This is a genomic window from Ruegeria sp. CDSC085 (genome assembly GCF_059610465.1).
This window is the reverse complement of sequence record NZ_JBXWNR010000017.1, coordinates 1-24,507: the sequence shown is the minus strand read 5'-3', so window position 1 is coordinate 24,507 and position 24,507 is coordinate 1. Positions and strand designations below refer to the sequence as shown.

The 24,507-nt window shown below is 57.0% G+C and carries 21 protein-coding genes and 1 tRNA gene; 11 read left to right on the top strand and 11 right to left on the bottom strand.

The features are described from left to right. Positions 1 to 139 precede the first annotated feature (139 nt). From xylB to AC2FJB_RS18660, 3 genes are read left to right on the top strand one after another with little or no spacing between them, the layout of a single operon-like run. Positions 140 to 1,597, top strand: a complete 1,458-nt coding sequence (gene xylB / locus AC2FJB_RS18670) for a xylulokinase (RefSeq protein WP_496720057.1) — start codon at positions 140 to 142, stop codon at positions 1,595 to 1,597. After that, a complete protein-coding gene (locus AC2FJB_RS18665; RefSeq protein ID WP_496720059.1) occupies positions 1,597 to 2,544 on the top strand; it encodes an aldose epimerase family protein in 948 nt (315 codons plus the stop codon). Before xylB ends, AC2FJB_RS18665 begins: the two co-directional genes overlap by 1 nt. Then, positions 2,541 to 3,839: a cytochrome-c peroxidase gene (locus AC2FJB_RS18660; protein ID WP_496720061.1), complete on the top strand. Its 1,299-nt coding sequence runs from the start codon at positions 2,541 to 2,543 to the stop codon at positions 3,837 to 3,839. The genes AC2FJB_RS18665 and AC2FJB_RS18660 overlap by 4 nt, the downstream gene beginning before the upstream one ends. Here AC2FJB_RS18660 and AC2FJB_RS18655 read toward each other — a convergent pair whose 3' ends face one another. Further along, the gene (locus AC2FJB_RS18655) at positions 3,840 to 5,351 is read right to left on the bottom strand and encodes a CRTAC1 family protein (RefSeq protein WP_496720063.1); all 1,512 of its coding nucleotides are present in this window, start codon (positions 5,349 to 5,351) and stop codon (positions 3,840 to 3,842) included. It abuts the gene before it with no gap. Beyond that, positions 5,341 to 6,558: an ROK family transcriptional regulator gene (locus AC2FJB_RS18650; RefSeq protein WP_496720065.1), complete on the bottom strand. Its 1,218-nt coding sequence runs from the start codon at positions 6,556 to 6,558 to the stop codon at positions 5,341 to 5,343. The genes AC2FJB_RS18655 and AC2FJB_RS18650 overlap by 11 nt, the downstream gene beginning before the upstream one ends. 153 nt (positions 6,559 to 6,711) lie before the next feature. Here AC2FJB_RS18650 and xylF point away from each other — a divergent pair, with 153 nt between their 5' ends. From xylF to AC2FJB_RS18625, 5 genes are all read left to right on the top strand, one after another. Next, positions 6,712 to 7,731: a D-xylose ABC transporter substrate-binding protein gene (gene xylF, locus AC2FJB_RS18645; protein ID WP_117869447.1), complete on the top strand. Its 1,020-nt coding sequence runs from the start codon at positions 6,712 to 6,714 to the stop codon at positions 7,729 to 7,731. Positions 7,732 to 7,806: 75 nt separating this feature from the next. Next, on the top strand, positions 7,807 to 9,105 hold the full coding sequence (locus tag AC2FJB_RS18640) for a sugar ABC transporter permease (protein ID WP_117872798.1): 1,299 nt from the start codon (positions 7,807 to 7,809) through the stop codon (positions 9,103 to 9,105). After that, positions 9,105 to 9,902 carry an ATP-binding cassette domain-containing protein gene (locus tag AC2FJB_RS18635; protein ID WP_299897210.1) on the top strand — a complete coding sequence of 266 codons (798 nt, stop codon included), beginning with the start codon at positions 9,105 to 9,107 and terminating at the stop codon, positions 9,900 to 9,902. Before AC2FJB_RS18640 ends, AC2FJB_RS18635 begins: the two co-directional genes overlap by 1 nt. A 10-nt stretch (positions 9,903 to 9,912) precedes the next feature. Continuing rightward, the gene (xylA, locus tag AC2FJB_RS18630; RefSeq protein ID WP_496720067.1) at positions 9,913 to 11,220 is read left to right on the top strand and encodes a xylose isomerase; all 1,308 of its coding nucleotides are present in this window, start codon (positions 9,913 to 9,915) and stop codon (positions 11,218 to 11,220) included. Positions 11,221 to 11,418: 198 nt separating this feature from the next. Further along, on the top strand, positions 11,419 to 12,774 hold the full coding sequence (locus AC2FJB_RS18625; RefSeq protein ID WP_496720069.1) for an MATE family efflux transporter: 1,356 nt from the start codon (positions 11,419 to 11,421) through the stop codon (positions 12,772 to 12,774). A gap of 10 nt (positions 12,775 to 12,784) precedes the next feature. Here AC2FJB_RS18625 and AC2FJB_RS18620 read toward each other — a convergent pair whose 3' ends face one another. The 8 genes from AC2FJB_RS18620 to AC2FJB_RS18585 all read right to left on the bottom strand — a co-directional run bounded on the left by AC2FJB_RS18620 (position 12,785) and on the right by AC2FJB_RS18585 (position 20,347). Next, positions 12,785 to 13,882 carry a M56 family metallopeptidase gene (locus AC2FJB_RS18620; RefSeq protein WP_299636725.1) on the bottom strand — a complete coding sequence of 366 codons (1,098 nt, stop codon included), beginning with the start codon at positions 13,880 to 13,882 and terminating at the stop codon, positions 12,785 to 12,787. Further along, a complete protein-coding gene (locus AC2FJB_RS18615) occupies positions 13,869 to 14,264 on the bottom strand; it encodes a BlaI/MecI/CopY family transcriptional regulator (RefSeq protein WP_117869443.1) in 396 nt (131 codons plus the stop codon). Before AC2FJB_RS18615 ends, AC2FJB_RS18620 begins: the two co-directional genes overlap by 14 nt. A gap of 65 nt (positions 14,265 to 14,329) precedes the next feature. Continuing rightward, positions 14,330 to 14,731: a DUF2160 domain-containing protein gene (locus AC2FJB_RS18610; RefSeq protein WP_299636723.1), complete on the bottom strand. Its 402-nt coding sequence runs from the start codon at positions 14,729 to 14,731 to the stop codon at positions 14,330 to 14,332. Positions 14,732 to 14,739: 8 nt separating this feature from the next. Beyond that, positions 14,740 to 15,537: a carbohydrate ABC transporter permease gene (locus AC2FJB_RS18605; protein ID WP_117869441.1), complete on the bottom strand. Its 798-nt coding sequence runs from the start codon at positions 15,535 to 15,537 to the stop codon at positions 14,740 to 14,742. Next, complete coding sequence (locus tag AC2FJB_RS18600) at positions 15,534 to 16,397, bottom strand: carbohydrate ABC transporter permease (RefSeq protein WP_117869440.1); 864 nt, start codon at positions 16,395 to 16,397, stop codon at positions 15,534 to 15,536. The genes AC2FJB_RS18605 and AC2FJB_RS18600 overlap by 4 nt, the downstream gene beginning before the upstream one ends. Continuing rightward, on the bottom strand, positions 16,394 to 17,470 hold the full coding sequence (locus tag AC2FJB_RS18595) for an ABC transporter ATP-binding protein (RefSeq protein WP_299895873.1): 1,077 nt from the start codon (positions 17,468 to 17,470) through the stop codon (positions 16,394 to 16,396). Before AC2FJB_RS18595 ends, AC2FJB_RS18600 begins: the two co-directional genes overlap by 4 nt. A 1-nt stretch (position 17,471) precedes the next feature. Next, complete coding sequence (locus AC2FJB_RS18590) at positions 17,472 to 18,521, bottom strand: ABC transporter ATP-binding protein (protein WP_496674870.1); 1,050 nt, start codon at positions 18,519 to 18,521, stop codon at positions 17,472 to 17,474. A gap of 86 nt (positions 18,522 to 18,607) precedes the next feature. Beyond that, entirely contained in the window at positions 18,608 to 20,347 is a 1,740-nt protein-coding gene (locus AC2FJB_RS18585; RefSeq protein ID WP_496720072.1) for an ABC transporter substrate-binding protein, read from the bottom strand. A 243-nt stretch (positions 20,348 to 20,590) separates the two neighbouring features. On the opposite strand from AC2FJB_RS18585, the gene AC2FJB_RS18580 reads away from it, so the two are divergent. From AC2FJB_RS18580 to AC2FJB_RS18570, 3 genes are all read left to right on the top strand, one after another. Next, on the top strand, positions 20,591 to 21,952 hold the full coding sequence (locus tag AC2FJB_RS18580) for a V-type ATP synthase subunit B (RefSeq protein WP_496720074.1): 1,362 nt from the start codon (positions 20,591 to 20,593) through the stop codon (positions 21,950 to 21,952). 328 nt (positions 21,953 to 22,280) lie between these two features. Beyond that, positions 22,281 to 23,435, top strand: a complete 1,155-nt coding sequence (locus tag AC2FJB_RS18575) for an ATP synthase beta subunit C-terminal domain-containing protein (RefSeq protein ID WP_496720076.1) — start codon at positions 22,281 to 22,283, stop codon at positions 23,433 to 23,435. Between the two features lie 131 nt (positions 23,436 to 23,566). Beyond that, positions 23,567 to 24,364, top strand: coding sequence for a DeoR/GlpR family DNA-binding transcription regulator (locus tag AC2FJB_RS18570; protein ID WP_496720078.1), 798 nt, complete (start codon positions 23,567 to 23,569; stop codon positions 24,362 to 24,364). A gap of 66 nt (positions 24,365 to 24,430) precedes the next feature. Here AC2FJB_RS18570 and AC2FJB_RS18565 read toward each other — a convergent pair. Then, positions 24,431 to 24,505: transfer RNA gene (locus AC2FJB_RS18565), tRNA-Glu, on the bottom strand. Between the last annotated feature and the right edge of the window lie 2 nt (positions 24,506 to 24,507).

The following is a 24,507-nucleotide window of genomic DNA, read 5'->3' as shown; positions in this document are numbered from 1 at the left end:
TGCGAGGGTCTTCATAAAATTAAGTGCCCTCTCTTGCGTCGCCTTGATATGTTAGCGCAAACTGTGCTGATAAGGTCTGACATAGGTTCCAAGTGCTTGATGGCACCATCAGCCTGTGCTGCATTAAGGGGGAAAACGCGTGTATCTCGGTCTGGATTTGGGGACGTCAGGTCTTCGGGGAATTGTGGTCAGCGAAGAGGGCAACGTCGTTGCCGAAGCCGAAGCAGGTGTTGTGACATCCACGCCGCACCCCGGTTGGTCAGAACAAGATCCGTTCGATTGGGTAGAAGCCTGTCAAAACGTCGTTGCCCAATTACGTGAGCTGAACGGTGCCGCATTTTCCGCGGTGCGCGGCGTCGGTCTGAGCGGCCATATGCACGGTGCCACGTTGCTGGATCGGGATGGCAATGTGCTGAGGCCCTGTATCCTTTGGAACGACACGAGATCAGCGCAGGAAGCTGCGGATTTGGATGGTCTGGCTTCTATGCGCTCGATCACCGGAAATATCGTTTTTCCGGGTTTCACGGCACCCAAGCTGGAATGGGTGCGCGGGCATGAGCCTGACGTGTTTGCGAAGACATCCAAGGTGTTGCTTCCGAAAGATTATCTGCGTTTCTGGCTCACCGGATCCTACGTCAGTGACATGTCCGACAGCGCCGGTACGGCATGGTTGGATGTTGGAGAACGTGAATGGTCAGACATTGCGCTGGATCTGAGCCATATGCGCCGGGATCAAATGCCAGAGCTGGTTGAAGGCAGTTCAGCAGGCGGAGAACTGCGATCAGAGATCCTTCAGCAATGGGGCCTGACCGGGCCGGTCGTGGTTGCCGGCGGGGCCGGTGACAACGCGGCAGCGGCCTGCGGCATCGGAAGCATCGGCGAGGGCAGCGGATTTCTGTCATTGGGCACGTCGGGTGTGTTGCTGGTCGCGAAGGAAAGCTATGCGCCTGCGCCGGAAACAGCCGTTCATTGTTTTTGTCATGCAGTCCCGGATCGCTGGATTCAAATGGGTGTGATCCTGTCGGCCACCAACAGTCTCAACTGGCTGTCCCGTCACCTCGGTCAACCCGTCGGAACGCTGGCATCGGACCTGCCGGATTCGGTGAAGGGGCCATCAAAGATCACCTTCCTTCCGTACCTGTCCGGTGAACGGACGCCGCATAACGATAGCGCCATACGCGGAGCGTTCCTGGGCCTGGATATCGCATCGGAAACCGCTGATCTGACCCAGTCTGTGATGGAGGGAGTTTCCTTTGCGATGCGCGATTGTTTGGAGGCACTCAAGAGTACGGGCACCAAGCCCGAAAGTTTGCTGGTTGTCGGTGGCGGGGCGCGGTCGCGATTTTGGCTGGAGACACTGGCCACAGTTCTGAACACACCGCTTGCTCTGCCCAAGGGAAGTGAGTTCGGTGCCGCCATCGGCGCGGCACGTCTTGCTGCCTGTGCAGTGCAGGGCGCCGACCCCGAGGACGTCATGCTTTCCCCGGAAGTCGCTGAGCGTGTTGAACCACGTGTCGAGCTGTCCAACGCTTATGAGGCGGAATACCAGCGGTATCGCGAGTACTATGCCGCTCTGTCCCCTCTGGCTGCGCGGTGATGGCTGATCCCAAGTCTATGCCTGTCGAACAAGTCATACTTCAAGATGGTGACATGTCCGTTTCGGTATTGAGCTATGGCGCAAGCACGCAAGGATGGTGGCTTGGCAAAACGCCCTTGATATTGGGCTACGAAAACCCGCGGGATTACCTGTCGGACCCGTTTTACCTCGGCGCAATTGTGGGGCGTGTAGCCAACCGCATCGGCGGAGCGCAGTTTACATTGCAAGGGGGCGTTCATCACCTGACAGCAAACGAAGGGCCGACCACGCTGCATGGTGGTCCGAGCGGGCTGTCACGCAAATACTGGGATATCGTGAAAATCTTTCAAAATCAGGCGGTTCTGTCCTTTACTTCACCTGTCGGTGAAGGTGGATTTCCCGGAGAAGTCAAATTCGAGGTGCATGTCGAACTGACCTGTCCGCGTCTGATCTATACAATCAGGGCGCGACCGGATCGCCCCACACCGATCAGCATCGCGCAGCACAATTATTACACTCTGGGCTGTCCGGAGGATATCCTGGGCTGCCTGCTCAGGCTAAGATCGAACCGGGTGCTGGAATTGGACGCGCTTTCAGTTCCTTCCGGAGATATCTCCGGTGCCGGCGAAAGTGTGCCAGATTTCGCGTTGTCACGCACCGTCGGGGCGGAGGGGCGCGAACTGGACCATTTTTTTGTGTTTGATGAAAGTGGAACCCATGACCATCCGGTCGCAGAGGTCAGGGCACCTTCGGGATTGAGGATGAACGTGTATTCAGATCAACCCGGGGCACAGGTCTATACCGGGGCACATCTGTCAGGCCGGTTTAGCCCGGGTGCGGGGCTGTGTATTGAACCGTCAGGATATCCGAACGCCGTGAATGTCCCTTCGTTCCCGTCCGTCATCCACACGCCGGACAACCCGTATCAACAAACATTGACGCTTGAAATTCCCGAGGATCAATCATGAGGATCCAGATTGCTGCGAGTGCTGTGGGCATCTGGCTGACGCTTTCAGTTGCTCAGGCGCAAGACCTTGGTTCGCGCCCTGAGTTTATCGAACCTGACCTTTCCAACGCAGAGTTGGGGCAAATGCTGTTTTATGATCCGATCCTGTCGGGGAACAGGAACATCAGTTGCGCAACCTGTCATCATCCGAAACTGGGAACGTCTGACGGGCTCTCGCTGGGTATCGGCGAAGGTGGAACCGGGCTGGGGGGAAAGCGTAAGCTCACTCAAGATAACATGCCCGAGCAGCGTATTCCGCGAAACTCGCCCGCGATGTGGAATCTCGGGGCGCTGGAATTCACGACGTTTTTCCATGACGGCCGCCTCGAGGCGGAACCTTCTCGGCCCAATGGCATCAGAACCCCGTTGGGGACACATATGAGGCCGGGGTTCCAGTCGGCCTTGGCGGCGCAGGCGATGTTCCCGGTGCTTTCACCTGACGAAATGGCGGGACATTATTCTGAAAACGAAGTCAGCAAGGCCGTGCGTCTCGGCTTGCTCACACAAGAGGGTGGCGCCTGGGATCTGATTGCCGCGCGGGTGGCCGCGATACCGGAATACAAACAGCGGTTTGACGACATCGCACCCGGAGAAGACATCACCTTTACCGCAATTGCCAATGTCATTGCCGATTTCATCGCGTTTGAATGGCGGGCTGACAACAGCCTCTTTGACCGAGCGATGCGAGGCGAAGACGCGCTGCCCGATCAGGCGCAACTGGGGATGGAACTGTTTTACGGAAAGGCTGGATGCAGCGCCTGCCATTCCGGGTGGTTCCAGACCGATCACCGTTTCCATTCCATCGCCATGCCTCAGATCGGTCCAGGAAAAGCAGCGCGTTTCGAAAACCATGTGCGGGATGACGGGCGGCTGCGCGTTACGGGCGACAAGGATGATGCGTTCGCGTTTCGCACGCCTTCATTGCGCAACGTGACCCTGACGGCGCCATATGGCCACAGCGGAGCCTATGCGCAGCTTGAAGATGTCGTGCGCCATCACCTGCACCCGGTTGCCGCCTTGCGGAGTTACTCAATCGAAAAGGCTGATCTGCCCGAGTTTTCCGGGGCAGAGGACCAACAGGCTTTGTTGGACGCCCAGCATATTGAGGCTATCGCGGCGTCAAACGATCTGGTTTCCATCAGCCTGAGTGACGAAGAGGTCGACGCCATCCTGAGTTTTCTGGGCACGCTGGAAGATCCGGCAGTGCGGCTGGGCGTGCCGCAATCAGTTCCCAGCGGATTGCCCGTGGATCAGTGATCAACGCTGGAGGTGGATTACTCGGTTGGGGTCGGCAGGCTGCCAGTCTCCGTGTTCGCCATCTGGCCAGATCACCCGTACCTCTGCGGTCTCGGAATCCCCCAGACCAAAGTGGTGGGGCCCGGATATTCCACTTGCGTGTCCTCCGCCAATGGTAACTTCGCGGGTTTGCATACCAGCAGGTGATTTGACCTCGATAAAACTGCCGACCGCCGCTTGATTGGGGTGGTTCTGACTAAGATCAACTATGAGCCAGTTGCCAGAGGTGGGTTCATTCTGGAAAACCTCAAGGTCCGCGCCACGATTTACCACCACCAAATCCAACCACCCATCCCCATTGAAATCCGCGAGGGCCCCGCCGCGGGACTTTGCCATGGACGCGACACCAGCTTGTGATGCTGTTTCGACAAACTGACCGTCGGCGGCCTGCATCAACAGGTTATTGGGATCGGTTTGCGCCGCGTCGGGCATCTGCTCAACATTGCCTTTCGCGACAAAAATGTCGTCCAGCCCGTCATTGTTGACGTCCCCGAACTGAGCATGCCAGCCGGTTGAGGGGCGGCCATCTTCTCCTACATGCGGCCTGTGTGCGGTAGTGCCTCGGTCATAGGTTGCATCCCGCCATGTTGGCCCATCCGTTGCGGGATCGAAAACCTGGAATTTCTGATCCCCCATGGAAGTCAGATAAACATCGGGAAACCCATCACCGGTCAAATCCCGCGAGGCAATCCCCATGCCCCAGATCGAGTAGGGAAGCCATCCATCGCCCTCGCTGTACAGGCGCGGGGGGTCTTCCATGGCCCACAGTTGTTCCTGCCCGCCACGCACATAGTAGTGGCGGTCATTGCTGACACGCAGATCCGCGCGACCCGTCCGCGACCAGTCGGAAAACAGGACGGACAAGGAACAATGACCGGGTTCCAGATGGACAGGGTCGCCATATTCGCTCCCTTCCGGGCGGTACAGCAGAGTTGGTCCGCAAGCCTCAAAAGGTCCATCCGGATTGCTTCGGTCGACATAGGTCCCAAAGGCCAGTGTTGGCAGGGTTTGCTCGCTTTCCCAAGTCACGGAAAAACCGGTGGTCCAATGGTCCTGAGATTGAAAGTTCAGTTCCGCAAAGGGCTCGAATGCGCAGTTCGGTTTGCCGCGCAGCAGGAGGTCTTTGCCCACGCGCAAGACCGCCAGATCCAGAAGCCCATCGCCATCAATGTCCACCGGGTATGCACCGGTCACATGAAACAAGGATAACTGGTCAGGTGTTTCTGAGCGAAAACTGACTTTTGCGCCGGATGTGTTGATGAATAGTTGCGCTGGGTTCGATCCGCCTGCCACAAACAATTCAGGGCGGTCGTCATTATTGCAATCGAAGACTGCAACACCCCCGCCCACGAAATGTTCCCAGCCGCCATCGTAAACATGGCCGGGGGTTTCCACCTTTTGAAAGCGTGGTGGAACGGTGTCCGCAGCGGCAGCGGAAGTCACCGTAAGCAGGATTGCTATCTTAGTTCGCATGAGCCGCCAGTTCCCTGACCTTTAGGATAGAGACTTGTTCAATTCCATACGCCGCTGCCCCTTTCGCCCACATTGAATCACCCCAGTGGTTTACCTTGATTTCGGGCAACGGCGCGTCAACGCTGACAACACCGTTTTGGACACGGGTCATCACCTCTTCCGAGTGCAGGTAGTCAAAGCTGCCTCTGGCACCGGACAGGATAATGCACTCGGGGTCGAACAGATTGATCAGGTTCGAAACCCCCATGCCGAACATTTGGCCCGCGCGGGCCAGAACGGAAATGGATCGGGCGTCGCCGGCTTTTGCGGCTGCGAGTATATCAACAAGAGTGCGGGGATCTGTCGCTTCACTGGCGATCGTCGCTTCGCGGATCAGGGCGTATTCGCCCACATAGGCTTCCAGGCATCCGCGCTGCCCGCATTGGCACAACGCACCGTCCAACTGAACTTTGAGGTGCCCGAATTCTGCTCCGCATCCGCGTTCACCGCGATAGAGCTTGCCGTCAAGAACAATACCCAGGCCGATGCCGTGCTCGATCGTAACAACCAAAAAGTTCTTCAGCCCCTTCCCCAATCCGAAAAGCTGTTCCGCCTTTGCGACCAGATTGGCGTCGTTTTCGATGAAGGCAGGGCAGGGCAGCACCTCGGACAAAAGAGAACTCAGATCCACATTTCGTTCCGTCAGGGAAGATGACCAATGCACAAAGTTCTGCTTTGCATCAATAAGGCCGGCGATGCCGATGCAGACACCGGACAAATCTGCAAGGGATCGGTTTGCTGAGGCGCAGGCCTGATCAAGCACGGCGCGAATCTTCTTGGCAAACGCATCCGGGGCCATGCGGGCTTCGTCCAGCGGATGTGTGTACGAAGTGACTTCGGTTCCTTCGAAATCCACGAGAATGACTGAAACCTGCTGGCGGGCGACTTTCACGCCCGCAATCAGATGCGACGCGCCATGGAGCTTCAGCTGTACACGCGGTCTGCCGCGGCGCGCCGACTTGGAAGGTGTTTCGCCTTCTATTTCCTGAATCAGACCAGCAGACAGAAGATCGGCAGTGGCGGTTGTGATGGTCGCGGGGCTGGTTTCCAACGCGCTGGCGATGTCGATTCGCGAAATGGTCCCCTTGGCCCGGATTTTTTCCAATACGCGCAGGCGAGTGATGTTCCTTTGGTCCGTGGCATTTGAAGAAGCTTTGCTTTTCAGCATCTTGCCCTCGCGAATCTAATCCCTGTTTCAACCTAGGTGGTTTTTTCTGTTACCGATAGCATAAATATTTTACCGACTGAAATAAATATGCTACTCAGAATTATCGGGGCCACGAATCATGAAACGATGGCTCATTGAAACCGGGAGGAAATCATGAAACGAATTCTCAGCGCCTCTGCTGTGGCAGTCCTGATGGGGACAGTTGCATTTGCAGAGCCCACGGTCGGTGTAAGCTGGTCGAATTTCCAGGAAGAGCGTTGGAAAACCGACGAAGCGGCGATCAAGGCTGCACTGGAAGCGGGCGGAGCCGAATACATCTCGTCTGATGCGCAATCTTCATCCGCCAAGCAATTATCGGATATAGAAAGTCTGATCGCGCAGGGCGTTGATGCGCTGATCATTCTGGCGCAGGATTCTCAGGCCATCGGCCCGGCAGTGCAGGCAGCGGCAGACGAAGGCATTCCGGTTATCGCGTATGATCGTCTGATCGAAGATGACCGTGCGTTCTATCTGACATTCGATAACGTTGAAGTTGGCCGGATGCAGGCGCGCGCGGTGTTCGAAGCGATGCCCAAAGGCAACTATGTGATGATCAAGGGCTCGCCCACGGATCCGAACGCGGATTTCCTGCGCGGTGGTCAACAAGAGATCATCCAGGCCGCCGTTGACAGCGGTGATATCGTCATCGTGGGTGAAGCTTATACCGACGGCTGGCTGCCTGCGAACGCGCAGCGCAACATGGAACAGATCCTGACTGCGAACGAAAACAACGTTGATGCCGTAGTGGCCTCGAATGACGGTACTGCTGGCGGCGTTGTCGCCGCGCTGACCGCGCAGGGTATGGAAGGCATTCCTGTCTCGGGTCAAGATGGTGATCATGCGGCGCTGAACCGGGTCGCCAAGGGCACGCAAACCGTTTCTGTATGGAAAGATGCGCGTGAGCTGGGCAAGGCTGCCGGTGAAATAGCAGTTGCGTTGAGCAGCGGAACCAGCCCTGAGGATATTGAAGGCGCCATCAGCTGGACCTCGCCGGGCGGAACCGAGATGAACTCGGTCTTCCTTGCGCCTGTACCGATCACCAAAGACAACCTGTCTGTCGTGGTCGATGCTGGTTGGATTCCGCTGGAAGACCTTTGCCAGGGCGTCGAAAACGGCCCCGCACCCTGTAACTAAACCTAGTTCCAAACTGTCACATCTCTGGCCCGCATGGCCGGGCCAGAGATCATAGCTGAACATGAAAGATCGGATATGACCGAAACTTCGTCTCAGCCGGTACCCCAAAAAGCAAAGGCCAACCTGTTTCAGCAACTGGAACTGGATATGCGGCTATTGGGCATGATCGGCGCCTTCATCATCCTGTGCATCGGCTTCAACATCTTTACGGACGGCCGTTTTCTGACGCCCAGAAACCTGTTCAATCTGTCGATCCAAACCGTCTCGGTCGCCATCATGGCCTGTGGCATGGTGTTCATCATCGTCATGCGCCACATCGATCTCTCGGTCGGCGCGCTTCTGGCGACAACATCCGCCGTCATGGCGATGACCCAGACCGAGCTGTTGCCGAATGTGTTAGGGATGGGATTGAACCACCCCGCGACGTGGGCGATCACGTTGGTGGTGGGCCTTGCGGTCGGGACAATGATCGGTGCGTTCCACGGTTGGATGGTGGGGTATCTGACCATTCCGGCTTTCATCGTGACGCTTGGAGGGTTTCTGGTCTGGCGCAACGTTGCCTGGTACATGACTGACGGCCAGACAATCGGCCCACTGGACAGCACTTTCCTGATGTTTGGCGGCACCAATGGGACCTTGGGCACAACGGTCAGTTTGCTGATCGGCTTCGCGGCCACGGCTATTGCAATCTGGGCGTTGTGGAGCGGTCGCCGGTCCAAAGCCGCTCACGGGTTCCCTGTCAAACCGGTATGGGCCGAAGCGACACTGGCCGGAATCGTTGGCATTGCCATCATGGGCTATGTCTTTATCGTCAACAGCTATGCCATCCCGACACGCCGGCTTGAACGCATGTTCGAAGCGCGCGGCGAGACCATGCCTGAAGGACTAGTTGTTGGTTACGGCATCCCGATTTCGGTGCTGATCCTGATCCTTGTGGCGGTGACGCTGACCGTTGTGGCCCGCAAAACCCGCTTTGGACGCTATATCTTTGCAACAGGCGGCAACCCGGATGCGGCCGAATTGTCAGGCATCAACACCCGCATGATGACCGTCAAGATCTTCGCTCTGATGGGGTTTCTCTGTGCACTGTCGGCGGTCGTGGCCTCGGCCCGTCTGGCCAATCACTCAAACGATATCGGTACGCTGGATGAGCTACGCGTGATTGCCGCTGCCGTGATCGGTGGAACGGCGCTGTCCGGCGGTATCGGTACGATCTATGGTGCAATCCTCGGCGCGCTGATCATGCAGGCACTGCAATCCGGCATGGCCATGGTCGGCGTGGATGCGCCGTTTCAGAATATCGTCGTCGGCAGCGTGCTGGTTCTGGCCGTCTATATCGACATCGTCTATCGCAAACGTCTGGGGGCGAAATGATGCAAGCACAAGAAACACAAAGCCAGGCTTCGGGCCGCGGATCGGGTCAGCCTCCCTTGGTGGAAATGCGTGATATCTCGATTTCCTTCGGGGGTATCAAGGCGGTAGATCATGTGTCGGTTGATCTCTACCCGGGCGAGGTCGTGGGCCTTCTGGGGCACAATGGGGCCGGCAAATCCACCCTGATCAAGGTGCTTTCGGGTGCCTATCAGATGGACCACGGCGAAATCCTGATCGACGGCAACAAGGTTGAGATCAACAATCCCCGCGACGCACGCGCCAACAATATCGAGACGATCTATCAGACGCTGGCGCTGGCGGATAACCTGGATGCAAGTTCGAACCTGTTTCTAGGCCGCGAAATGGTTACGCCCTTTGGCCTGGTCAACGACGCCGCGATGGAGGCGGAATGCCGCAAGATCATGGCACAGCTGAACCCGAACTTTCAGAAGTTCAACGATCCGGTCTCGGCCCTGTCAGGGGGGCAGCGTCAATCAGTGGCCATCGCGCGTGCGGTGTACTTCAACGCCCGTATCCTGATCATGGACGAGCCCACGGCTGCGCTTGGCCCGCACGAAACACAGATGGTGGCGGACCTGATCCAACAGCTCAAGGCGCAGGGAATCGGGATTTTCCTGATCGACCACGATGTGCACGCGGTGATGGAATTATGTGACCGGGCTTCGGTCATGAAGAATGGAAAGTTGGTTGGAACGGTTGATATCGCCGATGTCACCGACGACGATCTGTTGTCGATGATCATTCTGGGCAAAAAGCCCGGCGAAAAAACGGATTGAGGTAGACGAGATGACGAGCGGTTTTTTTCAGGGAATTGAACAGGTGCAATTCGAAGGCGAGGACAGTAAGAACCCGCTCGCATTCCGTCATTACAATCCGGATGAGATCGTCATGGGCAAGCGCATGGAAGACCACTTGCGGTTTGCCGTGGCGTGGTGGCATTCATTCGCCTGGGAGGGTGGTGATCCGTTTGGTGGGCCCACCTTCGAACGTCCCTGGCATCCGCAAGATGATATGGGCCGGGCCAAGATGAAGGCTGATGTCGCCTTTGAGATGTTCCAGATCCTCGGGCAGCCCTATTTCTGCTGGCATGATGCTGATATCCGCCCTGAGCAGGGGAACTTTGCCGACAATCTGCGCACTCTGAACGAGATCGCAGACTATATCGGTGAAAAGATGCAGGCATCCGGTACCAAGTTGCTATGGGGCACGGCCAATATGTTCAGCCATCGTCGCTGGATGGGAGGGGCCAGCACGAACCCTGACCCCGAGGTCTTTGCTTTCGCGGCCGCCACGGTGAAGTCATGCATGGATGCCACTCACAATTTGGGGGGCGAAAATTATGTGCTTTGGGGCGGGCGTGAAGGGTACGAGACGCTGCTCAACACCGATATGAAAACCGAACTGGATCACATGGGCCGGTTCCTGAACATGGTGGTCGAGTACAAGCACAAGATCGGATTCAAGGGTGCTATTCTTGTCGAACCAAAGCCGCAGGAGCCATCGAAGCATCAGTATGATTTCGACGCCGCCACCTGCATCGGTTTCCTGCGCAAATATGGGCTTGAGGATGAGGTCAAGCTGAACCTTGAACAGGGGCACGCGATCCTGGCAGGTCACAGCTTCGAACACGAAATTGCGGTGGCTGCGGCTGAGGGGATGCTGGGATCCATCGACATGAACCGAAACGACTATCAGTCAGGATGGGATACGGATCAGTTCCCCAACAACACCCCCGAAGTCGCGGTGGCGTACTACCACATCCTGAAAGCGGGCGGGTTCACAACCGGCGGCACCAATTTCGATGCCAAGCTGCGCCGGCAGTCGATCGATGCCGAAGATCTGATCGCCGCGCATGTGGGCGGGATGGATATCTGTGCCCGGGGTCTGAAAGCTGCAGCAGCGATGATCGAAGATGGGGGATTGGAACAGGCGCTGGTTGATCGGTACGCGGGCTGGAATACGCCTGAGGCGCAGGCAATGCTGTCCTCCGGGCTTGACGAGATTGCAGCGCGGGTGTTGGCCGAGGATCTCAATCCAAGTCCGCGCTCGGGACGTCAGGAAATCCTCGAGAACTACGTGAACCGTTTTGTCTGATCCCTGTGGGTTCAGCCGATCCGTAAAATAACCTGTGTACAATGCCCCGGAAACGCGTGAGTTTGCTTCAGCGTTGGCCGGGGTTTTCCCTGGCCGAGCGCAAAGACATCAGAGGCCCGTCCGGGTCGAACAGGTGGGGCGAACAGAGTTTTGGCGGATCGATCGGCAGGCAAAGCGGTGTTTCTGAGCGGCAGCCTCATGCTGCACGTGACCCGCATGTCGCTGACCACCAGCATTGGCCTGATGGCCATTTTTGCCGTCGACTTTGTCGATATGATCTTCATCTCGATGTTGGGCAAAGACGCCCTTGCGGCGGCGGTGGGCTATGCCGGTACGCTGCTGTTTTTCACCAACGCGATCAATATCGGATTGTCGATTTCGGCCGGGGCGCTGGTCGCGCGCGAACTTGGGGCCGGGCGGGCTGAACAGGCAAGACATTACGCGTCCAGTGTGGCTGTTATCGGGCTGATTGCCGGGCTGATGACATCCGTACTGGTATTGTTGAATCTCAGTTACCTGCTGTCGTTGCTCGGCGCAGAAGGTGAGGTTCTGAGGCTGGCGACGCGGTATGTGTCGATCATCCTTCCCACCATGTGCGTGATGTCGATTGCGATGGCGGCAATGGCGGTGCTGCGCGCCCACGGCGATGCGCGACGGTCGATGATGGCAACGATTTATGGCGGTGTGGTGAATGCTGTTCTGGATCCGATTTTGATCTTTGCTGTCGGGTTGGGGCTGGACGGGGCCGCGATTGCCTCGGTCCTGGCGCGGCTTTGCATGTTGGGAGCGGCGTTGTGGCCCGCGCTCCGGGTGCATCGGGGATTTGCGCGTCCTTCACTGAAGCAGGTAACTCAGGATTTGCGCCCCGTGCGGGCAATTGCAATTCCCGCTGTTCTGACGAATGTCGCCACGCCGATCGGGAATGCCATCGTGGTGCGGGAGATCGCGCAATATGGCACGGATGCGGTTGCGGGCATGGCTGTGATTGGACGTCTGTTGCCAGTGGCGTTTTCAGTCATCTTCGCGCTGTCTGGCGCGATAGGGCCGATCATCGGACAGAATTTCGGGGCCGAAAAGTTCGATCGTGTGCGCGCTGCCTTTTTGGCTGGGATCAAGTTTACGGCCATTTATGTACTTTGCATGTCGGCTATCTTGTTTTTGCTGCGCGCACCGATTGCGGATTTGTTCGCCGCCGAAGGCGAAACCCGAAGTCTGATTTATCTGTTCTGTGGCCCGCTGGCATTGGCTTCGGTCTTCAACGGCGTGATCTTCGTGACAAATGCCAGCTTCAACAACTTGGGGCACCCGGTGTATTCCACATGGATAAACTGGGGTCGCCACACAATTGGAACATGGGTTTTCGCAACGATTGGTTCACAGATCGCCGGAGCTTCCGGCGTTCTGCTGGGTCAGGCCTTCGGAGGCGTCATCTTTGCAGGTGTAGGATGGGTTCTGGTCGCGCGGGTTGTGGCACGGTTGGAGCGCTCACAAGCGCTGGAGCCTTTTTCCGATCAAGGTCGACTCCATTCACTGTTCGGGCGTCGTGGATGGTGATCAGGTCGGATCAGTTCCCCTGATTGCGCGCTTCCAGCCGTTCCAGATTGACCACGGTCGACAGCATCAGGCGATCATGGCTCCAATCCTGTGTTTGCTGTAGCGACGCAGACCCCAGTGCAAGAAGGGTGGCGAAGGTCAATGCCATCCCCAGGAACAGAGCGGGGAGGGTGGGCACCGTCGGTTGCGCATCAGTCAGCGCAAGCACACGCTGTCGCAGCACACGCTTGGCCTTGCCGCCAGTCACAAAGGCAACGTTCAAAACGCGTGGATTGTTAACCGAGATCGTACGTGCGCAATAATCCAGCAGGCACGCGGTATACTCGCGCGCATCGATCCGTTTGCGAGCCACCACTGACTGGTCGCATGCCAGTTCACGTAAACGGCCGAACTGATACTTGAGCATCAGATAGGCAGGGTTCCAGAACAACAGCGGGCGCAGCATTTCAAAGCCCAGTTCCCATTCGACATCGCCCGCCCGAACATGCTGAAGTTCGTGCGCCAACGCAAAACGCAGCTCGTGCGGGTTATCCAGCAGGTGGCTTGGCAGAACTACATGGCGACGGCGCAATCCGCGCACCGCGAAAGGTACGGTGATGCGATCCGAAAGATGGATATCAACCTTGTTTGACTGCCGCCAAAGAAAGCTGGATTTGACTGTCTGACGGATCATCATCGCGTCCCGCAGGGCGCGAGCCGCAAACACGGCGGCGACCAAAACGAGCAGTGTCGCGAATGCGGTGATAATCGGCTGCTGCCCTGACAACGCAAGATCCACCCACCTTTCACGGGTGTTCAGCAGGGCCTCGAACTGGGTGGCAGGCATGGCGATGTCGCCGCGCAGATAGGCGGCAACGGCGATGTCGCCGAGCGCCATGGCGCTGCCCGGCCATGCATAAGAGGCGAATGATGAAACACCGATCGCAAGAAAGGGGCTGATAAGTACGCAAACGCACAGCGCCTTGAGTGCACGCAATTGCGCGACAAAGCTATGGCGCAGGGCTGTTCGGTTCAGGGCTGCGCGTGCCACCAGCCAGATGACGGCCGACAAGGCCAGCACGATGTTGAGCTCAATGAATGCGTCGAGAACCGGTCTAACCGCTGTCATTTTGCAGTCTCCTCTCTACCAGCGCTCGAATTTCCTCAAGATCAGCTTCGCTCAGCCCCGCATCATCGACAAGCCGTGCCACCAATGTGGCGGGGGTGTCGTCGAACAGTGTGCGGGACAGGTTTTGCAGCGAACGGGCCTGATATCTGTCCTTTTCCAGAAGCGGCGTATAGATCAGGGTCTTTCCTGTCTTGTGGCTTTCCACAAAACCCTTTTCGTCCAGAATACGAAGGATCGTGGCCCCGGATGTGTAGGCTAGATTGCGTTCCAAAGGCAGGCGGTCCAGGACATCTCGCACCGAGCCTTGCCCGAGGGCCCAGAGTTCGTTCATGAACTCCAGTTCAACCTCGGTCAGCAGATTTGTTGTCTTTTTCTTTCGCATCGATCTCGGTGTAGTCATGTTTAGTATGCCTGACAGACAAGCATCCTTTCGCGATTTCTCAAAGTCTAAACTTTCCAGAACACAAAAACGCCCCAACCGATAGACAGGAAAAGAGGTATCCAGACCGGCTGTCCGACAAGCCCCAGCCAGGCGAGAAAGATATAGGCGGACCCCAGAAGGGTGATGAACAGCCGGTCGCCCAATGTGGTCGTCAGCCCCAGTACACCGCGCCGTTCTATACCATCGCGATACTTGAAGCCCTCAAGAACGCCAATCACAGCGATGGCCGAAAAGATTCCTACGAACACGGCCAGTGTCGCCGGGGTCCAGGCCATCCAGAAATCGGGCCACAGTGGGGCAGTCCAGGAAAAGCCCTTTTCCTCTGGCTGGCCGACGCTGCCCCATCCGGCCTGCTGGGCAAAAGTGGTGGAAGGCAGGAAAAAGAGGGTGAGAAGAAGTTTACGCATATCGAACCTCACACACGTCCCATCGCGAAACCACGCGCGATGTAGTTGCGGACAAACCAGATGACGATGGCGCCGGGGATGATGGTCAGGGTGCCGGCGGCGGCAAGCAGGCCCAATTCGTACCCCGCGCTGGATGCGGTGCGGGTCATCACGGCGGCGATGGGCTTGGCCTCGACCGCGGTCAATGTCTTGGCCAACAGCATTTCCACCCACGAGAACATGAAGCAGAAAAAGGCCGCGACGCCGACGCCAGCTTTGATATTCGGCAGGAAGATCGTCACGAAGAAGCGCGGGAAGGAATAGCCATCGACATAGGCTGTTTCGTCCAGTTCCTTTGGAATGCCGCGCATAAAGCCTTCCAAAATCCAAACCGCCAGCGGCACATTGAACAGCGTGTGTGCCAGAGCCACGGCCAGATACGTGTCGAACAGACCGATGGAAGAGTAGAGCTGAAAGAATGGCAGCGCAAATACCGCAGCCGGAGCCATCCGGTTGGTCAGCAGCCAGAAAAACAGCTGTTTGTCACCTAGGAACCTGTAGCGAGAGAAAGCATAGGCAGCAGGCAGTGCGACACAAACCGAAAGTACCGTGTTCAGAGTCACATAAGCGATCGAGTTGATGTAGCCCCAGTACCAGGTCGGATCAGTGAAGATTGTGATGTAATTTTCCAGCGTAAATGTCTGGGGGAACAGGGAAAAGCCCGACAGAATCTCGTTCGTGGTCTTGAAGGACATCGCCACCAGCCAATAGATCGGCAGCATCAGGAACGCGATGTACAGGATCGGGATGAGGGAACGCTTTTTCATTCTGCGTCATCCTTTGTCATCAGAGTGTAGAAGAGCCACGACACAAGCAATGTGATGGCGAAATAGATCAGACTCATCGCCGCCGCCGGGCCAAGGTCGAACTGTCCCAACGCGATCTTCACCAGGTCGATCGACAGTAGGGTGGTCGAGTTGCCGGGGCCACCGCCGGTCAGTACGAAAGGCTCGGTATAGATGTTGAAACTGTCCATGAACCGCAAAAGAATTGCGATGGTCAGAACTGTCTTCATCTTGGGCAGTTGGATGTAGCGGAACACCGACCAAGGGCTGGCACCGTCGATCTTGGCCGCCTGATAATAAGCGTCAGGGATCGACACGAGGCCCGCGTAACAAAGCAGCACCACCAGTGAGGTCCAATGCCAGACATCCATCACAATGACCGTAATCCAGGCCGACAGAGGCTGTTGGGTCATGTCATAGTTGATGCCCAAAACGTCATTTAGGAAGTATCCAAGCAGGCCGATCTTGGGCAGGGTAAAGATGTTCCACATCGAGCCCACCACATTCCACGGTATCAGCATCGGCAGAGCCATCAGAACCAGACAGACCGGCACCCAAAAGCCTTTACGCGGCATGGATAGCGCGACGATGATGCCTAAGGGTACCTCGATGATCAGGATCATGAAGGTAAACAGGAACTGCCGTCCCAAAGCGGCCTGGAAACGGTCTGATCTCAGGATTTGTTCAAACCAGCCGAGCCCTTCCCAGAAGAACTGGTTGTTGCCAAAGGTTTCCTGCACCGAATAGTTGACCACAGTCATCATCGGCACCAGCGCGTTGAACGCGACCAGCGCCAGGACCGGAAGGACGAAGAACCACGCCTTTTGGTTTTCTGTTCTCATTGCGCCCGCTCCTCGGTTGCGATCCAGCCGTCCCGATAGACGCGGGATTGTTCGGGTTTGAATTGCAGGAAGACCTGCGAGCCCGGCTCGGGCACGCTGTGTTCGGTTACAGCCTTGAGGGCGGTGTTTCCGACCATCGCGCTAACCACAAAATGGCGACCGATGTCCGATACTTTGGTCACATGCGCGGGGATGCCGGTCTCGCCGAAGCCCACATATTCCGGGCGAATACCCAGATCAGTGTGGCCTCCGTCACCATGCGCGGGGCCTTCCAGCATGATTTCGTGCCCTTCAAAGATGGCGCGGTCGCCTTTGGCCTCACACGGAAGAACGTTCATACCGGGCGAGCCGATGAAGTGGCCGACAAAAGTGTGCTGAGGACGCTCGAACAGTTCGACCGGCGTGCCGATTTGAACCACTTCACCGTCCTGCATAACGACAACCTCATCGGCGAAGGTCAACGCCTCGGTCTGGTCATGGGTCACGTAGATCATGGTGGCTTGCACGCGCTGATGCAGTTCTTTCAGCTTGGACCGCAGCTTCCATTTCAGATGGGGGTCGATCACGGTCAGCGGCTCATCGAACATCACAGCGTTCACGTCATCACGAACAAGGCCACGGCCCATCGAGATTTTCTGCTTGTTGTCCGGGCTCAGGCCCGAGGCCTTGGTGCCCAACATATCCGTGACATCCAGCATCTCAGCAATTTCATTGACACGGCGCTTGACCGTAGCGGCATCAACGCCTCTGTTCTTCAGCGGAAAAGCCAGGTTTTCGCCGACGGTCATGGTGTCGTAGATCACCGGGAACTGAAACACTTGCGCGATGTTGCGCTGATCCGGGGGTAGGGCCGTTACATCCTGATCATCGAACAGGATACGCCCCTCGGACGGGGTCAGCAGGCCGGAGATGATGTTGAGGAGTGTGGACTTGCCGCAACCTGACGGCCCCAGCAGTGCATACGCCCCACCATCACGCCATGTCACGTCGATTTCCTTCAGCGCATAGTCCTCTGGCCCTTTTGGCGCGGGCATGTAGCTATGTCGAAGGTTTGAAAGCTTGATCTGTGCCATGTCAGGCCACCCTTTTGCCGTCTTGGCCGAAATACCGGCAATGGGCCGGGTTCATGTAGAAACTGTGATCTTCACCCACCTGATAGGGGTGAACGCCAGCAGCCAATGATACCCAGGCGTCATCCCCATGCTGGAAATGCGCGCTGGAATCCGAACCTGAGAGTTCGGTTACGATAACGCGGCCCGTCAGCTCGACATCCGTGTCAGATGTTCGGAATGGCGTCACGCGGTGAGGGCGCACGGCGACCATGTACTCTCCATCCACCAAATCCGTGACGGACCAGCCGCCGCCGCCAGCCAACTGCGCTTGAGCGCCTGATACTGTTACTTGGGCAACGTTGATCGGCGGGTCCGAGAACACACGTGCGGCGGCAATGTTTTCAGGGTTTCGGTAAATGTCGGCAGTCGGACCGAATTGGGTCACACGGCCATCTTCCATGAGGGCGGTGTAGCCGCCCAGCAAAAGGGCCTCTTCGGGTTCCGAGGTGGCGTAGACCACAACAGCCCCGCGACCAGCGAACAGGTCGGGAAGCTGCTCGCGCAGTTCTTCACGCAGTTTGTAATCAAGGTTGGCCAGCGGTTCGTCGAGGAACACGGCGCGGCTTTCCTTCGCGATGGCACGCGCCAGTGCGGTCCGTTGCTGTTGCCCGCCCGACAGCTCGTGTGGCCGACGGTGCAGCATGGGGCGTAATTGCAGCAGGTCCGCAGCCTCTTCAACGCGGCCCTGGATTTCGGACTGCGCCATGCCTGCTACACGCAGAGGAGAGGCGATGTTGTCGAATACGGTCATATGCGGGTAGTTCACGAAGAACTGGTGCACGAGGCTGATTTGTCGCTTTTGCGTGTTCAGCCGCGTGACGTCCTGGCCATCCATAATGACCTTGCCCGAGGCTATCGGATCCAGACCGGCCATCATCTTGATAAGAGAGGTCTTGCCTGACCCGGTGGCACCCAGCAGCACATTGAAATGGCCGGTTTGCAAGGTCAGTGACGTGGGTTTGATATGGTTGACGTTGCCGACCCGTTTGGTCGCGTCTTGAAGTTCGATCATGTCTGTGGGTTCCGATCCCGCAGCGCGTCGCGCTGTCTTGGTCTTGATGTGGGGATGCCGCAAACGGCACCCCCGGTTTCAACAGCTTACTGAGACTGCCAGCGCTGAACCAGTTCGTCATAGTTGACGGTCTGGCCTTGCGGCTTTTCGTTCTCAAGCTTGGCCTTGGGCGAGCCCGGCTTCTCCAGCCAGAAGGACGCATCCTGCGGCTCGTTCAGGCGCGGGCCACAGCCACCGTAGACACCGGCACTTTCATCCGCGGCCTGCATGCGGGCCATGGTGATGTCCATCTCTTCGGCCAGACGATCCATCGCCTCTTGCGGGGTGAAGGCACCCGAGTTCACGTCACCGATCTGCTGCCACCAGATCTGGGCCAGCTTCGGATAATCCGGCACGTTGATGCCGGTCGGCGACCATGCCACACGGTCAGGCGAGCGGTAGAACTCGACCAGACCACCCAGCTTGGGTGCGCGTTCGGTGAACGATTCGTGATTGACCGAGCTGTCACGGATGAAGGTCAGACCCACATGGGACTTCTTCACATCAACAGTTTTGGACGTCACGAACTGAGCGTATAGCCACGCCGCCTGAGCACGATCCGCAGGGGTCGATTTCAGGAAGGTCCAGGAGCCCACGTCCTGATACCCAACCTTCTGGCCTTCTTCCCAATAGGGGCCGTGCGGGCTGGGCGCCATCCGCCACAGCGGTGTGCCTTCGTCATCCACAGTGTTGTTGCCTTCAGACTTCGGCTTCACCATGTCGGCGGTAAAGGCGGTGTACCAGAAGATCTGCTGGGCCACGTTGCCTTGGCTGAGCGCGGGCAGCGACTGATAGAAGTCATAAGACGCAGCACCCGGAGGCGCATAGGCCCGCAGCCATTCATCCCATTTGCGGATCGCATAGACCGCAGCCGGACCGTTTGCAGCACCGCCGCGTGACACCGAAGCGCCAACAGGGTTACAGGTGCCAGCTTCCATGCGGATGCCCCATTCGTCGACAGGGATACCATTGGGTTCGCCTACATCACCGGCACCGGCCATCGACAGCCACGCATCAGTCATACGCCAGCCAAGGTCAGGCGCACGTTTGCCGTAATCCATGTGACCATAGATCGTGGTGCCATCGACTTCTTTCACATCGTTGGTGAAGAACTCGGCGATATCCTCATAGGCTGACCAGTTGACCGGGACACCCAGATCATAGCCGTACTTCTCTTTGAACGCGGCTTTGTTCGCCTCATCATCGAACCAGTCCTTACGGAACCAATAAAGGTTCGCAAACTGCTGATCGGGCAGCTGATACAGCTTTCCGTCCGGACCAGTGGTGAACTGAATGCCCATGAAGTCATCCAGATCCAGTGTCGGCGAAGTCGTCGCCGCCCAGTCACCACCCATCATGTCGGTTAGCGGATAAGCCAGTTGCAGACGCGAGTGCGTGCCGATCAGGTCACTGTCATTGACATAGCCGTCATACAGGTTCCGACCTGTCTGAAGCTGGGTCTGAACAGCCTGAACCACTTCGCCTTCGCCGAGGATTTGGTGATTGACCTTGATTCCGGTGATTTCCTCGAATGCCTTGGTCAGGACCTCGGATTCGTAAGAGTGGGTCGGAATGCCTTCGGACAGGACGTTGATTTCCATGCCAGCGTAAGGCTGTGCAGCCTCGATGAACCACTGCATTTCACCCATCTGTTCGTCTTTCGACAAGGTCGATGGCTGGAATTCGTCGTCGATCCAGCGTTGTGCTGCGGCTTCGTCGGCCCAAACAGGACCGTGCCCCGCAATGACGGCAGCCGCCGCCACTGCGGAAAGTAGATGTCTCCGCATCTGTCTCCTCCCAAAAATTATGGTTCTCCGGCAGAAACCGGATGCCGGACAGCATCAGCGATTTCTTGCGTACGTGTCAAACTAAAAATTTAGTAATTGACGTTCAGACATCCCGAAAGAGGGGGGCTGAACTCATTTGCCAATTTGTGAATTCGCTGTAAGCTGTTATTGTTTATACAAAAATTACCGCTGAACCGTGCAGCCCGAATTGCGGAAAACGACTTGGAACAGTGAGGGCAGGCAATGTCCCGAAGTCTGTTGAAGTACACGCGTGTTCTGGAAATTGTCGGGGACACAATCAAGGTTCGTGTGCCAATCGAGGACACTCGTGAACCGGCTGTTCGGTTCAACGACCTTGCTGTGATCGAGACGGTAAATGGCCGAAAATCACTGGCCCAGACGATCTTCATCGACCGGGATGTCGTCACGTTGCAGGTGTTTTCGGGTACCAAGGGAATATCGACCGAAGCAACGGCAACCTTTCTCGGTCATCCGATGCAGACACCTTATTCGGCCAACATTCTGGGGCGGGTCTTTGATGGCGCCGGTGTTGCCATTGATGGAGGCCCCGACCTGTCTGCGGAGCCGCATATCGATATTGGCGGACCGACCGTCAACCCGGCGGATCGAGCGGTTCCGAATAAAATGATTCGGACAGATGTGCCGATGATCGATGTGTTCAACACTTTGGTCGAGAGCCAGAAAATTCCGATTTTCTCGGTTTCTGGCGAGCCATTCAATGCTTTCCTCAGCCGAATCGGTATCCAGGCAGACGCAGATATCGTGGTCTTTGGCGGGCTGGGACTGATTTTTGACGACTACCACACGTTCCGCACCTCGTTCGAAGATGCGGGCGTGTTTTCGCGCACCGTCATGTTCGTCAACCAGGCGATTGATCCTTTGGTCGAACGTCTGCTGGTGCCGGACATGGCGCTGGCGGTGGCCGAGAAGTTTGCTGTGGAAGAGGGCAAACGCGTGCTGGTCTTGCTGACAGACATGGCCGCCTATGCTGATGCAATGAAAGAGGTTGGTATCAGTCAGGAAAGGGTGCCTTCTCAGCGCGGCTATATGGGGGACCTGTATTCCCAACTTGCGCGCGGATACGAAAAAGCCTGTGACTATGCAAAAGGCGGGTCGGTTACGGTTCTGACCGTCACGACTATGCCCGGAAATGATGTAACCCACCCGGTACCTGACAACACCGGCTATATCACCGAAGGGCAGTTCTATTTGCATTCCGGCGTGATCGATCCGTTTGGCAGCCTGTCGCGCCTCAAACAGAACGTGATCGGCAAGACCACCCGCGAAGATCACGGGCAGATCATGAACACGATGATCCGTTTCTATTCTGAAAGCCGCGATGCCGTGCAAAGACAGGCGATGGCCTTCGATCTGTCGGACTACGATCACCAGTTGTTGAAATTCGGCGGCCTGTTCCGGTCTCGGTTCATGGACATCAATGTTTCGATCCCGCTGGAAGAGGCGCTGGATCTGGGTTGGAAGACACTGGCAGAGTGCTTTGCGCCGGAACAGTTGCTGATGAAGCAGGCATCGATCGACAAGTATTTCCCGAAGGATGCCAATGGCGCGGTTGCAACTGAATAAATCATCGCTTGCACGCGAGCAAACACAGCTGAAAAGCTATGAGCGGTTCCTGCCGTCTTTGGACCTGAAACAGCAACAGTTGGTGGCCGAACGGGTCAGGGCTCGGGAAGAAGTCAAGCGGCTTGAGCACGAAGTGCAGGTCCTTTCGCAGCAGGTAGGAGAAAGCTACCGATGCTGGCCCAACAGGGCATTGATTTGGAGGGGCTGGTCGAGCTCAGGGATTACAAGGTCAAGGAGGTCAACGTGGTGGGTGTCAAGATGCCCGACCTGGTCCGGATCGACGTTGTCGTGCGTCCATATCCCGTTTTGGCCAAACCCCATTGGGTCGATGTCGCTGCTCGGTTGCTGCACGATATGGTCCTTTACGCCGTCAGTGAAGGTGGGCGACACGGTCACTGCCGGGGACAGCGTTGGAACAGTACCCGAAGGCCATCTCAGCCACCAGATCATGCTGTCGTTCAACTGGACCGGCGTGTACAAGGTAGTCTGGGTGCAAAAAGGCGCGGCCACGATCCATGACATCGTGGCCCGTCTGGAAGACGAAATCGGTGGTGAGCATACGCTGACACTCTCGCAGAAATGGCTGGTTCGGCGACCACTGCCAGAAAATGTACTGAAGCGCGCACTGTCCGAGCGGTTGTATCCGACGGAACCGGTTCTGACTTCGCAACGACTGATTGACACGTTCTTTCCGATTGCACGCGGTGGCACCGCCTGTATTCCCGGGCCGTTCGGAGCGGGTAAAACCGTGCTGCAAAACCTGATCGCACGGAACGCAAAAGTGGATATCGTGATCGTTGTGGCCTGCGGCGAGCGCGCGGGTGAGGCGGTAGAGACCATCGAGGAATTCCCGAAGATGACCGATCCGACCACCGGCGGCAGCCTGACACTGATCGGTACGGTTTCGCCTGCTGGCGGCAACTTTGACGAGCCGGTAACCCAGTCAACCCTGTCGACGGTCAAGTGCTTCCTCGGGTTGTCATATGAACGGGCTTACAAGCGGTTTTATCCGGCAGTCGACCCGAAGCTCAGCTGGTCCCGGTATACTGACCAATTGTCCGGCTGGTACGACAAGAACGCCGAACCGGGGTGGACGGGCAAAGTACGTGAGCTTCTGACGTTGATCGAAAAAGGTGAACAGGTCGATCAGATGATGCAGGTCACTGGGGAAGAGGGCGTCACGATTGACGATTTTGTAACCCAACAAAAAGCTTTGTTCGTTGACATGGTCTACTTGCAGCAGGACGCATTTGACAAAGTCGATGCGACCGTGCCACTCGAACGGCAAATAATGACGTTCAAGCTTGTGCACGATGTGGCGCAATCCACGGCAATCTATGTCGACAAGGCCGAGGCCCGGCAGGTGTTCACGCAACTGACCGGGTTGATGAAGAACTTTCACTATGCGGCAGAAAACACACCCGAATACAAATCCACCTGGCATAAGATCGAAAACCTGTGCCGAGAAAAGCTTGGGGTCTGAGACAGATAACACCGGTTCATTCCGGCGATCCCCGAAGGCTGGAAATACCTCGCGGCACAGTCGTGTCACCGGCTTGTCGTGTGCGACGATCCATGCCCTTATGATGCGAAACCGAATATTCGGAGCTGACAGTGAAGAAAAAAGCCCCAAACACCCATCGTGAACTGGAATTGCTTGACGCATTGCGGCGTCTGGGCGGGGCAGCGCGAAACTCTGATTTAGTGAATGTGCTGGGTGTGTCCGAAGAAACGGTGCGACGTACGATCAAGTCCCTGTCCAAGGCGGGCACGATCGAGCGCGTTCATGGCGGTGCCTACCTTGCCGGGGCGCAAGGTGATCCCGGTTTCTTTCGCCGAATTTCGCAACATGCCGACGAAAAACGTCTTATCGCGGCTCATACGGCCAAAATGGCCCGGGATCAGATGACGGTTTTTCTGGATGTCGGCTCGACCACCGCCTTTGTCGCCGAGGAATTGCGCCGGGCCAACCGCCTGACGGTTGTAAGCAATTCTATCGGTGTTGTGCAGACCTTGGCAGGGATCAATGGAAACCGTGTGCATCTGCTGGGCGGAGAGCTGCAAAGTGATGAGAGGGGCACGTTCGGCCACGTCGCCCAGAGGCAATTGCAACGATATGCGTTTGATCTTGCGATCCTCAGCACGGATGCGATCTCGGACAGCAGGGGGTTTCTGTATCACAGCCCGGCAGAGGCAGATCTTGCCATGGTCGTGGCTGGTCAGGCGGATCACGTTGTCATGGCTGCCGCGCATTTCAAATTTGGCAATATGGCCCCTTATGTCGGGCCAGATCCGCGTCAGGTGCACGCGCTTGTGACAGATGCGGCACCGAAAGGGGCGATGGCCAAGTCCTTTGACCGTTGGGGCATTGACGTACAGGTTGCGAAAGCAGGTGGATCTGATGCTGCGTGACATCAACCATGCGTCAGAAAAGGCTAATTGTCAGATCAGAAAGCAAAGGCTGAAGATGCGGGGAAATGGTAGCCCGTAGGGGAATCGAACCCCTCTTTCCAGGTTGAAAACCTGGCGTCCTAACCGATAGACGAACGGGCCAC

Excerpts from the sequence above, each read along its gene's own strand:
- AC2FJB_RS18600 (WP_117869440.1), bottom strand. The coding sequence starts at position 16,397 with ATGAGAACAGAAAACCAAAAGGCGTGGTTCTTCGTCCTTCCGGTCCTG.
- xylF (WP_117869447.1), top strand. The coding sequence starts at position 6,712 with ATGAAACGAATTCTCAGCGCCTCTGCTGTGGCAGTCCTGATGGGGACA.
- AC2FJB_RS18620 (WP_299636725.1), bottom strand. The coding sequence starts at position 13,882 with ATGACAGCGGTTAGACCGGTTCTCGACGCATTCATTGAGCTCAACATC.
- AC2FJB_RS18605 (WP_117869441.1), bottom strand. The coding sequence starts at position 15,537 with ATGAAAAAGCGTTCCCTCATCCCGATCCTGTACATCGCGTTCCTGATG.
- AC2FJB_RS18665 (WP_496720059.1), top strand. The coding sequence starts at position 1,597 with ATGGCTGATCCCAAGTCTATGCCTGTCGAACAAGTCATACTTCAAGAT.
- AC2FJB_RS18575 (WP_496720076.1), top strand. The coding sequence starts at position 22,281 with ATGTCGCTGCTCGGTTGCTGCACGATATGGTCCTTTACGCCGTCAGTG.
- AC2FJB_RS18660 (WP_496720061.1), top strand. The coding sequence starts at position 2,541 with ATGAGGATCCAGATTGCTGCGAGTGCTGTGGGCATCTGGCTGACGCTT.
- AC2FJB_RS18650 (WP_496720065.1), bottom strand. The coding sequence starts at position 6,558 with ATGCTGAAAAGCAAAGCTTCTTCAAATGCCACGGACCAAAGGAACATC.
- AC2FJB_RS18595 (WP_299895873.1), bottom strand. The coding sequence starts at position 17,470 with ATGGCACAGATCAAGCTTTCAAACCTTCGACATAGCTACATGCCCGCG.
- AC2FJB_RS18580 (WP_496720074.1), top strand. The coding sequence starts at position 20,591 with ATGTCCCGAAGTCTGTTGAAGTACACGCGTGTTCTGGAAATTGTCGGG.
- AC2FJB_RS18640 (WP_117872798.1), top strand. The coding sequence starts at position 7,807 with ATGACCGAAACTTCGTCTCAGCCGGTACCCCAAAAAGCAAAGGCCAAC.
- AC2FJB_RS18655 (WP_496720063.1), bottom strand. The coding sequence starts at position 5,351 with ATGCGAACTAAGATAGCAATCCTGCTTACGGTGACTTCCGCTGCCGCT.
- AC2FJB_RS18590 (WP_496674870.1), bottom strand. The coding sequence starts at position 18,521 with ATGATCGAACTTCAAGACGCGACCAAACGGGTCGGCAACGTCAACCAT.
- AC2FJB_RS18615 (WP_117869443.1), bottom strand. The coding sequence starts at position 14,264 with ATGCGAAAGAAAAAGACAACAAATCTGCTGACCGAGGTTGAACTGGAG.
- AC2FJB_RS18625 (WP_496720069.1), top strand. The coding sequence starts at position 11,419 with ATGCTGCACGTGACCCGCATGTCGCTGACCACCAGCATTGGCCTGATG.
- AC2FJB_RS18610 (WP_299636723.1), bottom strand. The coding sequence starts at position 14,731 with ATGCGTAAACTTCTTCTCACCCTCTTTTTCCTGCCTTCCACCACTTTT.
- AC2FJB_RS18585 (WP_496720072.1), bottom strand. The coding sequence starts at position 20,347 with ATGCGGAGACATCTACTTTCCGCAGTGGCGGCGGCTGCCGTCATTGCG.
- xylA (WP_496720067.1), top strand. The coding sequence starts at position 9,913 with ATGACGAGCGGTTTTTTTCAGGGAATTGAACAGGTGCAATTCGAAGGC.
- AC2FJB_RS18635 (WP_299897210.1), top strand. The coding sequence starts at position 9,105 with ATGCAAGCACAAGAAACACAAAGCCAGGCTTCGGGCCGCGGATCGGGT.